This is a genomic window from uncultured Rhodoblastus sp., from assembly GCF_903903185.1.
Classification (GTDB): domain Bacteria; phylum Pseudomonadota; class Alphaproteobacteria; order Rhizobiales; family Beijerinckiaceae; genus Rhodoblastus.
In genome coordinates, this window is sequence record NZ_CAIUXT010000053.1 from 17,596 (window position 1) to 29,618 (window position 12,023).

General features: G+C 61.4%; 8 protein-coding genes. 5 read left to right on the top strand and 3 right to left on the bottom strand.

Translation table 11 applies throughout. From position 1 onward, the window contains the following. Positions 1 to 12: 12 nt before the first annotated feature. Complete coding sequence (locus QZY01_RS04410; RefSeq protein WP_294533836.1) at positions 13 to 381, bottom strand: DUF2794 domain-containing protein; 369 nt, start codon at positions 379 to 381, stop codon at positions 13 to 15. Between the two features lie 226 nt (positions 382 to 607). On the opposite strand from QZY01_RS04410, the gene htpG reads away from it, so the two are divergent. The 4 genes from htpG (at position 608) to clpB (ending at position 7,635) form a co-directional block, all read left to right on the top strand. Further along, positions 608 to 2,518: a molecular chaperone HtpG gene (gene htpG / locus QZY01_RS04415; protein WP_294533839.1), complete on the top strand. Its 1,911-nt coding sequence runs from the start codon at positions 608 to 610 to the stop codon at positions 2,516 to 2,518. A 62-nt stretch (positions 2,519 to 2,580) separates the two neighbouring features. Continuing rightward, a complete protein-coding gene (gene prmC, locus QZY01_RS04420; RefSeq protein ID WP_294533861.1) occupies positions 2,581 to 3,402 on the top strand; it encodes a peptide chain release factor N(5)-glutamine methyltransferase in 822 nt (273 codons plus the stop codon). Between the two features lie 439 nt (positions 3,403 to 3,841). Then, positions 3,842 to 4,810, top strand: a complete 969-nt coding sequence (locus QZY01_RS04425; RefSeq protein ID WP_294533864.1) for a DUF4167 domain-containing protein — start codon at positions 3,842 to 3,844, stop codon at positions 4,808 to 4,810. 197 nt (positions 4,811 to 5,007) lie between these two features. After that, entirely contained in the window at positions 5,008 to 7,635 is a 2,628-nt protein-coding gene (clpB, locus tag QZY01_RS04430; RefSeq protein WP_294533842.1) for an ATP-dependent chaperone ClpB, read from the top strand. Between the two features lie 75 nt (positions 7,636 to 7,710). Here clpB and QZY01_RS04435 read toward each other — a convergent pair whose 3' ends face one another. Both QZY01_RS04435 and QZY01_RS04440 read right to left on the bottom strand, forming a co-directional pair. Further along, positions 7,711 to 8,586, bottom strand: coding sequence for an undecaprenyl-diphosphate phosphatase (locus QZY01_RS04435; protein WP_294533845.1), 876 nt, complete (start codon positions 8,584 to 8,586; stop codon positions 7,711 to 7,713). A gap of 78 nt (positions 8,587 to 8,664) precedes the next feature. Further along, positions 8,665 to 10,647, bottom strand: coding sequence for a protein meaA (locus QZY01_RS04440; protein WP_294533847.1), 1,983 nt, complete (start codon positions 10,645 to 10,647; stop codon positions 8,665 to 8,667). A gap of 444 nt (positions 10,648 to 11,091) precedes the next feature. Between QZY01_RS04440 and ccrA the strand changes: the two genes are divergently transcribed. Beyond that, a partial coding sequence (gene ccrA, locus QZY01_RS04445; RefSeq protein ID WP_294533850.1) for a crotonyl-CoA carboxylase/reductase occupies positions 11,092 to 12,023 on the top strand: 932 nt, incomplete at its 3' end.

Here is a 12,023-nt window from a genome sequence, read left to right on the forward strand (position 1 = left end):
CTGTTTTGAGGGTTAGACAAGCCTCGGTCTTTTTTCCAGCGCCGCGAGGAGCCGCGGCAATTCCGGGCCGCGCTTCAGGATCAGGCCCGTCTGCATGATGATCGAATAGGCCCCCTGTTTGCGCGCCGCCCTCGGCTCCTTGACGATCCGGTAATAGGCGGCCTCGCCATGATGGCGGAAGATCGAAAATACCGCCCGCGTCGGCAGGAAATCCATGGCATAATCGCGCCAGACGCCAACGGCGACCATCCGACCGTAAATCTGGAATATCGCCTGCAATTCCCGCCGGTCAAAACCAACGAGATGGCCGCTCTGCGCGCTGGACGCCGCGCCCGGCAAGCGCAAAATCTGAAAATCCGGTTCGGACCGATCGTCGTTCAAGCTGGAAGACTGGGGTTGGCGGTGGCAGGATGACAATGATTGCGCGGTTCCTTTTCCGGCGCAAGGATGGAAATCAAGCTGTTCACGCGGGAAACGCCCGCTCGTCGCCACGCGCGGAAGACGCCGCAAACGATTGCATCTTGAAACCGGGCGAGAGCGCCGCGATATTCCGGCGCGGAGCCAGCCGACGCTGGCGGACTTTTCCCATCAATAAAGAGAGAGCAGCATGGATTCGGATTCTGCGACCCTGACCGGCGAACGTCATGTTTTCCAGGCGGATGTGACGCGCCTGCTGCACCTCATGGTGCATTCGATCTATTCGGAGCGCGATATTTTTCTGCGCGAACTGATTTCCAACGCCGCCGACGCTTGCGAGAAGCTGCGCTACGAAGCCAATAGCAATCCGGCGCTGGTCAGCGATGGCGCGCCATTCGCTATTCGCGTGGCGATCGATCCGGACGCCTCGACGCTCAGCGTCGAAGACAATGGCGTCGGCATGTCGCGCGAAGATCTCGCCCTTGCCCTGGGAACGATCGCCAATTCGGGAACAAGGGCGTTTCTGGAAAAAGTTCAGGACTCGGACAAAACAAAAGACGCGGAAAGCGGACCCGCCGAATTGATCGGCCAGTTCGGAATCGGGTTCTATTCGGCCTTCATGGTCGCGAACCAGGTTGTGGTCGAAACCAGAAGGGCAGGTGAAGATCAGGCCTGGCGGTGGAGTTCGGACGGCAAGGGCGATTACGAAATCGCTCCCATCGAACGCGACCAGGCGCCTTTGCACGGCGCGCGCGTCATTCTCCACCTGAACGCCGAATCGAAAGCCTTTCTTGACGCCCACAAGATCGAAGCGATCATCGATGAACATTCGAGCGCCGTCGCCACGCCCATCGATTTGATCGAAAAGCCGGGCGCCGAGCCGCGCCGCATTGGCGAGGGCGCAGCGCTGTGGACGAAGAACAAGGCGGAAATCACGCCGGAACAATATAAGGAATTCTATCAGGAGATCGCCGGCCAGTTCGACGAGCCGGCGCTGACCGTTCACTGGCGGGCCGAGGGTCGCGCCGAATATACGGTGCTGGCCTTCGTCCCGGGATCACGCCCTTTCGACCTGTTCGATCCCGCCCGCAAGGGCCGGGCGAAACTCTATTCCCGCCGGGTGCTCATTTCGCGCGACGCCGATCTTCTGCCCGGATACCTCCGTTTTGTTCGTCTCGTGGTCGATTCGCCCGACCTGCCGCTCAATGTCTCGCGTGAAATGGTGCAGGAAAGCAACCTGTTCGCCGCGATCAAGAAAGGCGTCGCCAATCGCCTGTTGCAGGACATCGCCAAACTGGCGGAAACTGACGCGGAAAAATTCGCCGAAGTCTGGAAGAATTTCGGCGCCGTGCTTAAGGAAGGGCTTTACGAGGATCCCGAACGGCGCGACATCCTGCTCAAATTGGCGCGTTTCGCCACGACCGCCGAAAAGGAAGCCAAGCGTTCGCTGGCAGATTATGTCGCGGCGCTGCGCCCCAACCAGACCGCCATCTATTATATTGCCGGCGAAGGCGCCGAACGCATTGCCGCCAGCCCGCAACTCGAAGGATTTCGCGCCAGAGGCGTCGAAGTGCTGCTGCTTTCCGATCCGGTCGACGCCTTCTGGGTCCAGACCGCCGTCGGCTATGATGGCAAGCCCTTCAAATCGGCGACTCAAGGCGCCGCCGACATCAAATCGATCGACCTGATCGACGGCGCCAAGCCGCCGGCGGAAAACCCCGGCTCGATCGCCGATTTTGTGGCTTTGGCCAAGCAGACGCTGGAAGCCGTGGTCGAGGACGTCCGCGTCTCCGATCGGCTTTCGGAAAGCCCCGCCTGTCTGGTGGCGCCGGAATTCGGCCCCGACCTGCGCCTGCAACAAATCCTCGCCTCGCATGGCCAGGCCCCCGGCGCCATCAAGCCGGTGCTTGAAATCAACCCTTCGCATCCTCTGGTGATCGCCCTGGAGGCGCAGTCCAAGGCGGGCGACCGGAGCCTGTTCGACGACGCCGTCTGGCTGCTCTTCGACGAAGCGCGGGTGATGGATGGCGAGGCGCCGCAGGACGCCGCCGCCTTCGCCGTTCGACTGACGCGGATATTGGGCAAGGCTTTGGGAGCCTGAGGCTGGACCTGGCTTCGCCAAAATTCACCGCGACCGAAACCCTGGGCCGGTCGCGGAAAAAACTGGCGACGGCTCTGGCCGCCGCCGGGAAACAGCCGGCCGAACTCGAATCGCGTCATCTGATGGAAGAAGCCACCGGCTTGACGCCGCTGGCGCTATTGTTGGAGGCCGAGCGCCAGTTGGGCGAAGACGCTGCGGTCCGTTTGCAGCTTTACGCCGAGCGTCGTCTTGCCGGCGAACCGGTCAGCCGCATTCTGGGGCGCAGCAGCTTCTATGGCCTGAACCTGCAAATCGCAGAGGAAGTGCTGGATCCCCGCGCCGACACCGAAACCCTGGTCGACGCGGCGCTGGCTCTGCTGAAACAAAAAAACATCGCCAATCCGCGCGTTCTCGATCTCGGGACGGGCTCGGGAGCGATTCTCTGCGCGATTCTTCACTGCCGCGACGATGCTTTTGGCGTCGGCGTCGATCGCTCAAAGGCCGCCTGCGCCGTGACGCTGCATAATCTTGCTTCTTGCGGCCTTTCCAGCCGGTCCGGCGTGATTCGCGGCGACTGGATGCAAGCCTTGCGCGGCTCCTTCGACCTGATCGTTTCGAATCCACCCTATATCGCCACCGAGGAGATCGCCTCCCTCGAACCGGAAGTCGCCGCTTTCGATCCGTTGCTAGCTCTCGACGGCGGGGCGGACGGTCTCGTCCCATATCGCCAGATCGCCTTCGATCTCAAGAGGTTGCTGGCGCGCGGCGGCGGCGCCTGTTTGGAGATTGGCTGGCGGCAAGCCGCCGATGTCCGCCATATTCTGGCGGCGGCGGGATTTCCCGGCGCCAAAATCCTGACCGATGCCGGCAAGCGGGACAGGGTAGCCGTCATCGACGCGGCATGAAGCCGGTCCTTGTCGCTTCGCTCGCTTTTTCGGCAAATTTGGGCTTGATGTTTCGACTCGAAGTTTGGACTTGGCTTGAACCAAAAAAAAGTCTAGTCTGCAATGCAGCAAAAAATCACGTTGCGCTTCATTTAATCGCAGCTTGGCTCGGTCATCATCCGGTTTCCTTCGGGAGGGAGCCGTTTGGATAAATGTTTTCGAGCCCTTTCCGACGCGACTAGAGCGACGTGGTGTGATCTGCCGATTCCCTCAACGGATTTGCTAGTCGAAAAAAATTTGCGGGAAATCCGCAAACATGGCCGGTGAGGCGAAAGCGCCGCAATCGCCGCGCCATGGTGACCTGCATAAGGCATTCGATGTCCTTATGCGCTGGCGACGATTATGGCGTCGCCCAATACTCACTCAGGGACTGTCAATGAGACCTGGTCAAAACAAACGTATGCGCGGTCGCAGCAATCGAAAAGGCCCCAGTCCGTTGACGCGGACTTATGAATCCACCGGCCCGGACGTGAAAATTCGCGGCACGGCCCAACACGTCGCCGAAAAATACCTGCAACTCGCGCGCGACGCTCAGTCGTCCGGCGATCCAGTCGCGGCGGAAAATCTTCTCCAGCACGCCGAGCATTATTTCCGAATCATCGCCGCCGCCCAGACCGCGCAACAGCAGGCGCAATTGGGCTATGGCCGCAACGGCGAGGAACTGGACGAAGGCGACGAGGATGACGATTTCGTCGCCCTGCCGGACCGTTTCGCGTCTCCCCTGGAGCGCGCCCCGCAAATTCCGGCCTTTCAACCGCAGCAGCCAAACGGCGGACCCATCGGCTACGGCGGTCAGCCACAACCCTATTTCGATCGTCCAACCTATAATCCGGATCAGGGCGAACGACAGAACGACAGGCCGGAACGGCAGGACCGAAATCCGGAACGGGCGCCCAATTACAATGGCGAGCGTCCCGAACGGCAGGATCGTCAATCCCAGGATCGTCAACCTCAAGACCGCCAGCAGCGCAACGACCGACGTTTCGGCCAACAGAATGAACGCAATGGCGGCGAGCGCCAGAATGGTCAGGGGCGCAACCGTTTTCGCGATCAACCGCCTCGCTTCGAGCCGAGCCCCGGCAGCCAGGAACAGCCGCGCGTCGATTTCGATGCGATAGGCGCCGCGCTTCCGGCCTTCATCACGGCGCCAACGCGCACGTCGACTCCGCCACTGGAAATCGGAACCGAGGCCTTCGTCGAACCGATTGCGTCGGCGCCGACCCCTGCGGATTTTGCCGCCGCGCCCGGCGATGACGAAGGAGAGAACCGCTTTCACCTGCGCCCGCGCCGCCGGCGCCGTGTTCGCTCCGAGCCGGGATCGGAAGGCGACGATCCGACGCCCTTGCCCGAGACCAGTTCGGCCGATTGACCCCTTCAATCCTGCATCGACAGAACGGCGCCCTCGGGCGCCGTTTTTGTCCCGGCATACGCCAAGCTTTCAAACCGCGCGCCCTTTCAACCGGAGAAGACGTTCCCATATCAAGGCCTAGGCTGCCGCAAGGGGCCCCGTGAATTGACGCCGCAGTCCTGCCGATCGGGGGGCTGCCGTGGGCTTGGAGGATGGACATGAATATCGAGAAATTTACCGAACGCGCGAGGGGCTTCGTCCAGTCCGCGCAGTCGCTGGCGATGCGCGAAGGCAACCAGCAATTCACTCCCCTTCACCTGCTCAAAGTCCTGCTCGACGATGAACAGGGACTTTCGGCCGGTCTCATCGACAAATCCGGCGGGCGCTCGCGCGAAGCCTTGCAGCAATGCGAATTGGCCCTCGCCAAGCTTCCGCGCGTCGAAGGCGCGGGCGCCGGTCAGCTCTATCTGGCTCCCGACACCGCGCGGGTTTTCGACAGCGCCGAAAAAATCGCCCAGAAATCCGGCGATTCCTTTGTCACGGTTGAACGGCTGTTGCTCGCTCTCGCCATGGATACCGGCAGCGACGCCGGCAAAATCCTGGCCAAGGCCGGCGCCAATGCGCAGGGGCTCAACAAGGCGATTGAGGATTTGCGCAAGGGCCGCACCGCCGATTCCGCTTCCGCCGAAAACGCCTATGACGCTTTAAAAAAATACGCGCGCGACCTGACTGAAGCGGCGCGGGAGGGCAAGCTCGACCCGGTCATCGGCCGCGACGAGGAAATCCGGCGCACCATTCAGGTCCTGTCGCGCCGCACCAAGAATAATCCCGTGCTGATCGGCGAGCCCGGCGTTGGCAAGACCGCGATCGTCGAAGGCTTGGCGCTGCGAATCGTCAATGGCGACGTTCCGGAAAGCCTTCGCGACAAGAGCCTTCTGGCGCTGGACATGGGCGCGCTGATCGCGGGCGCGAAATATCGCGGCGAATTCGAGGAGCGCTTGAAAGCCGTTCTGAATGAAGTCACGGCAGCGGAAGGCGGGGTCATTCTGTTCATCGATGAAATGCATACGCTCGTTGGCGCAGGCAAAGCGGATGGAGCGATGGACGCCTCCAACCTGCTGAAGCCCGCGTTGGCGCGCGGCGAACTGCATTGCGTTGGAGCGACCACGCTCGACGAATATCGCAAGCATGTCGAAAAAGACGCCGCTTTGGCGCGGCGCTTCCAGCCGGTTTTCGTGAGCGAGCCGAGTGTCGAGGACACGATTTCCATCCTGCGCGGCCTGAAGGAGAAATATGAGCTCCATCACGGCGTGAGAATCAGCGATTCGGCGCTGGTGGCGGCGGCGACGCTGTCCAACCGCTATATCGCCGATCGTTTCCTGCCCGACAAGGCGATCGACCTGATGGACGAGGCGGCCTCGCGGTTGCGCATGCAAGTCGATTCGAAACCGGAAGAACTCGATGAATTCGACCGCCGCATCATGCAGCTCAAGATCGAGCAGGAGGCGCTCAAGAAGGAGACCGACCAGGCCTCCAAGGACCGGCTCCAGCGGCTGGAAGGCGAGCTTGCCGATTTGAACGAGAAATCCGCCGAACTGACGACACGCTGGCGGGCGGAAAAGGACAAGCTCGGCGCGGCGCAGAAGATGAAGGAAAAGCTCGAAGCGGCGCGCAACGATCTGCTCATCGCTCAACGAAAGGGCGATTACGCGGAAGCCGGACGGCTGACCTATGGCATCATTCCCGAACTGGAGCGAACGCTGGCCGAGAACGAAGGCAGGTCCGGCGCGGTTCTGGTGGACGAAGAGGTCACCCCGGACCAGATCGCCCAGGTGGTGTCGCGCTGGACCGGCGTGCCGGTCGACAAGATGCTGGAGGGTGAGCGGGCCAAGCTCCTGAAAATGGAGGATGAACTTGCACGTCGGGTGGTTGGCCAGAGAGAAGCTGTGGCGGCGGTGGCGACAGCGGTTCGCCGCGCGCGCGCCGGTTTGCAGGACCCCAACCGTCCCATCGGCTCGTTCATGTTCCTTGGCCCGACCGGCGTCGGCAAGACCGAACTGACCAAGGCCCTGGCGTCGTTCCTGTTCGACGACGAAACGGCGATGGTGCGGATCGACATGTCGGAATATATGGAGAAACATTCGGTTTCCCGGCTCATCGGCGCGCCTCCCGGCTATGTCGGCTATGAGGAGGGCGGAGCCCTGACGGAAGCGGTGCGGCGTCGCCCCTATCAGGTCGTGCTGTTCGACGAAATCGAAAAAGCCCATCCCGATGTTTTCAATGTCCTGCTTCAGGTGCTCGATGACGGTCGCCTGACCGACGGCCAGGGACGCACCGTGGATTTCCGCAATGTCGTGATCATCATGACCTCAAATCTCGGCTCGGAATTTCTGGTCATGCAGAAGGAAGGCGAGGATTCCTCCGCCGTATACAGCGAGGTGATGCAGGTCGTGCGGGCGCATTTCCGGCCCGAATTCCTCAACCGGGTCGATGAAATCATCCTGTTCCATCGGCTGCGGCGCCAGGACATGGGCGCGATTGTCGACATTCAGTTCAAGCGGCTGGACCGGCTGCTCGAAGACCGCAAGATCGCGCTGGAACTGACCGAAAGCGGTCGGAGCTGGCTGGCCGACAAGGGCTACGATCCCGCCTATGGCGCGCGCCCGCTCAAACGCGTGATCCAGAAATATGTGCAGGACCCGTTGGCTGAAAGGCTGCTGGCAGGAGAAATCGACGATGGCGAACAAATCGCCATTGGCGCGAGCGATGGCGAACTGACCATCGATGGCAAGCCTGTCGGCAGGCTGGCGGTCGCGCCGGAAGCGACGCCGGCCCTGCTCAACTGATCGGAAAAAGGGATCTGGCGGCCTGGAACGCGTTCGAAGTACTTCCGTTCACCGAATGCGCTCCAAGCGTCCCGTTTATTGCAGCCAGCCCAAGGCCACGCCTGCCAGCAGAAAGACCCCGAGCAGGAAGCGGTAGACGACGAACGGCCAGGAAGAGAATTTTTCGAGAATCCGCATCAGGCTCCAGATCGCGACAAAAGCCGAAATGGAGGCGACAACGAGGCCGACCGCCAGAATCATCCAGCCGTCGGCCGATAGATTGGCCTTGTAAAGCTCGTAAAACTCCCGGGCGCCCGCGAGGAAGATGGCCGGGAGACCGAGCAGGAAGGAAAAGCGCGCCGCCTGGTCGCGTTCGAGGTCGAGAAACATCGCGGCCGTCAGGGTCGAGCCGGAACGCGAAACGCCCGGGATCAGCGCGCCGGCCTGCGCGATGCCAACCAGCATGGCGTCCTTGAGCGAAACATTGTCGAGAGTCCGGCGATGGGCACAGAATTTTTCGGCCAGAGCCAGCAGAACCGCCATGACGATGCAGGCGACGCCGATCACCGGCAGGCTGCGGAGCGGCGTGCCGCAGGCGTTGAGCCATTTCGACAACAGGGTTCCAAAAATGACCAGCGGCAGCGTCGCCAATAATATCCAGGTGGTGAAGCGCAAATTCCAGTCGTGGAAATCGCGCCGCCGCAGCGCGTCAATGGAGCCGAAGACCAGACCGCGCACGTCGCTCCAGAAATAGGAAACCACCGCGGCGAGAGCCGCCATCTGCATGGCGGCGGAAAAGGCCGAGCCGGGATCGCGCCAGCCGAGTAGGGCCGGCACGATCCGCATATGGGCGGTCGAGGAAATGGGCAAAAGTTCCGAAATGCCCTGGACGACGCCGAGCGCCGCCACTTTGGCGGCGCCCAGTTCGATAAATCCGGTGTCCAGGCCTTGAGTGCAGGCATCCGCCGACATTTTAAAACTCCGGTCAAATCGGAATGAAGCCGCCCCCCGTTCTGCAAACAGGCGAAGACCGGCAATGTTTTCGCATTTTCAGACTTTGGCGGCGCGCTCTTCGACGACGCGGACAATATCCGCCATGATGGCGTTGAGTTCGTAATCCTTGGGCGTGTAGACGGCGGCGACGCCTTCGGACAGCAGCAGCTTCTCGTCCTCGGGCGGAATGATGCCGCCGACGATCACCGGCACCTCCCCTATGCCCAGCGTTTTCATGCGCTCCAGCACATCGCGCACCAAAGGCACGTGCGAACCGGACAGGATCGACAGACCGACAACATGCACGCCCTCTTCCAGAGCGGCATTGACGATTTCGGCCGGGGTCAGGCGGATGCCCTCGTAAACCACTTCCATTCCGGCGTCGCGGGCCCGCACCGCAATCTGTTCGGCGCCATTGGAGTGGCCGTCGAGGCCGGGCTTGCCGACCAAAAACTTGATCCGGCGGCCGAGCTTTTTCGATACGCGTTCGACTTCCGTGCGCACCGGATCGAGCGATCCCCCGGTCTGCCGGGCGCTGCGTCCGACGCCCGTGGGGGCGCGGAATTCGCCAAACACCTCGCGCAGGGTCTGGCCCCATTCGCCTGTCGTCACCCCTGCCTTGGCGGCGGCGATCGACGGCTCCATGATGTTGCGGTCTTCCTGGGCGGCGGCGCGCAGGTCGGCGAGCGCCTTGTCCACGGCGCTTGCGTCACGCTGCTCGCGCCAGACTTTGAGACGCTCGATCTGTTCGGCCTCGACGTGGTGGGGCACGACCATGATCGAACCGTCGCCGGCCGTCAGCGGCGAAGGCTCGCCCTCGACGAATTTATTGACGCCGACGACGATCTGCTCACCTGCCTCGATGGCTTCCAGGCGGCGCGTGTTGGATTCGACCAGTTTCGACTTGAGGTAGCCGGTCTCGACCGCGGCGACGGCGCCGCCCATCGCATCGATGGCCGCCAGTTCCGCCAGAGCCTCCTTTTTGAGCTCATTGACCTTTTTGGTCAGTTCGACGCTGCCGTCGAACAGATCCCCAAATTCCAGCAGATCGGTTTCATAGGCGAGAATTTGCTGGAGGCGCAGCGACCATTGCTGATCGAAGGGGCGCGGCAGGCCGAGCGCCTCGTTCCAGGCCGGCAATTGCACCGCGCGAGCGCGGGCGTTTTTCGACAGGACCACGGCGAGCGTTTCAATCAGAATGCGATAGACGTTGTTTTCAGCCTGCTGTTCGGTCAGGCCGAGCGAATTGACCTGCACGCCGTAACGAAAACGGCGATATTTCTCTTCCTTCACGCCATAGCGCTCAAGGGTGAGTTCGTCCCAGAGTTCCGTGAAGGCCCGAACCTTGGCCAATTCGGTGACGAAGCGCATACCGGCATTGAGGAAGAACGAAATACGTCCGACGACTTCACCGAAATCCTCTTCCGAGACCTGGCCGGATTTCTTCACCATGTCGAGAATGGCGACCGCCGTCGCCAGAGCATAGGACAATTCCTGCACCGGGGTCGCGCCCGCTTCCTGCAGATGATAGGAGCAGACGTTCATCGGATTCCATTTGGGAACCTCGCGCGTCGTGAACAGGATCACGTCCTTGGTCAGCCGCAGGGAGGGTGCTGGCGGGAAAACGTAGGTGCCGCGCGAAAGATATTCCTTGATGATGTCGTTTTGCGTCGTGCCTTGCAGCGCCGCGCGCGGCGCGCCCTGGGCGTCGGCGGCGGCGATGTAGAGCGCGAGAAGCCAGGGCGCCGTGGCGTTGATCGTCATCGACGTATTCATCTGGGCGATCGGAATGCCGTCGAACAATACGTTCATGTCGCCAAGATGCGAGATCGGCACGCCGACCTTGCCGACCTCCCCCCGCGACAAAACGTGATCGGAATCATAGCCGGTCTGGGTTGGCAGATCGAAGGCGATGGATAGCCCCGTTTGGCCCTTGGCGAGATTGCCACGGTAAAGCTTGTTGGAGTCGGCGGCGTTGGAATGTCCCGCATAGGTGCGGAAAATCCAGGGCTTGTCCCGACTGGGGGCTGTTGTCGTCATCAAAACCTCGCTTTCTGCTGCCGCGTGGGCGATTGAATTTTCCGATCCGCGCTTTCGCCCGCCTCATGCTTTTCTTCACTTTTCCGCATGGCACAATCGGCGCGCGGCGGAAAGGGCCGCAAGGCGAGGCTCTCGCCGCTGCGCCATAATCATATGTTCTTATTGCATTTGCATTTCTCTTGCCGAAAATGGCGAATTGGGAACAAAAGACGCGTCAAACCTAGCACGAAGCAAAAAAAAATGCATGGGCGCTCGCCAAACCAACAGAAAATGTATAATGGCCCCCTGAGAAGTGAAGCGGACATGTCGCTCTGCCAGGAACGGCCTGTTTTGGATCGCGTGTTTTCCACGGGATGAAGCGGAAAAGCCATTTCGCTTTTTCGCAATCCGTTCTAGCCTTGGGCCTCTTTTCCAGGAGGGGGCCAGCAACGACAGGAGTCAGCGTTGAATAGTCCATCGCCAGTGGCGAGCGGCGCGAAGACCGAAAGCGAGCCGCTCCTGAAGGATCTTTATGACATCGGCGAAATTCCGCCGCTCGGCCATGTGCCGAAAAACATGCATGCCTGGGTGATCCGCAAGGACCGTCACGGTCCGCCGGAAACGGCGATGCAGCTCGAAGTGGTGCCAACCTGGCAACTCGACAGCCATGACGTGCTGGTTCTGGTGATGGCGGCGGGCGTTAACTACAATGGCGTCTGGGCCGCCCTCGGCGAGCCCGTTTCGATGCTCGAAGCCTACAAGCTTCCTTATCTTATCGCCGGATCGGACGCGTCGGGCGTCGTCTGGGCGGTTGGCTCCAAGGTCCGGCGCTGGAAAGTCGGCGATGAAGTCGTCGTCCACTGCAACCAGGACGATGGCGACGACGAGGAATGCAATGGCGGCGATCCGATGTTCTCGGCGTCCCAGCGCATCTGGGGTTATGAGACGCCCGACGGCTCCTTCGCCCAGTACTGCCGAGTTCAGGACCGCCAGTTGATGGAGCGGCCGAAGCACCTGACCTGGGAAGAAAGCGCTTGCTACACGCTGACGCTGGCGACCGCCTATCGCATGCTCTTCGGCCATGAGCCGCACCGCCTGAAGCCCGGCGACAATGTACTGGTCTGGGGCGCGTCCGGCGGCCTCGGCGTTTTCGGCGTGCAGCTCATCGCCGCGGCGGGCGCCAATGCGATCGGCATCATCTCCGACGAATCCAAGCGCGATTACGTTCTTTCGCTCGGCGCGAAGGGCGTAATCAATCGTAAGGACTTCAAATGCTGGGGCCAGCTGCCGAAAGTCAATTCGCCCGAATATGTCGAATGGACCAAAGAGGCCCGCAAGTTCGGCAAGGCGATCTGGGACATTACCGGCAAGAAGGACGTCGATATCGTTTTTGAGCA

Coding starts and splice junctions, on each gene's coding strand:
- htpG (WP_294533839.1), top strand. CDS start 608: ATGGATTCGGATTCTGCGACCCTGACCGGCGAACGTCATGTTTTCCAG.
- QZY01_RS04425 (WP_294533864.1), top strand. CDS start 3,842: ATGCGCGGTCGCAGCAATCGAAAAGGCCCCAGTCCGTTGACGCGGACT.
- clpB (WP_294533842.1), top strand. CDS start 5,008: ATGAATATCGAGAAATTTACCGAACGCGCGAGGGGCTTCGTCCAGTCC.
- QZY01_RS04435 (WP_294533845.1), bottom strand. CDS start 8,586: ATGTCGGCGGATGCCTGCACTCAAGGCCTGGACACCGGATTTATCGAA.
- QZY01_RS04440 (WP_294533847.1), bottom strand. CDS start 10,647: ATGACGACAACAGCCCCCAGTCGGGACAAGCCCTGGATTTTCCGCACC.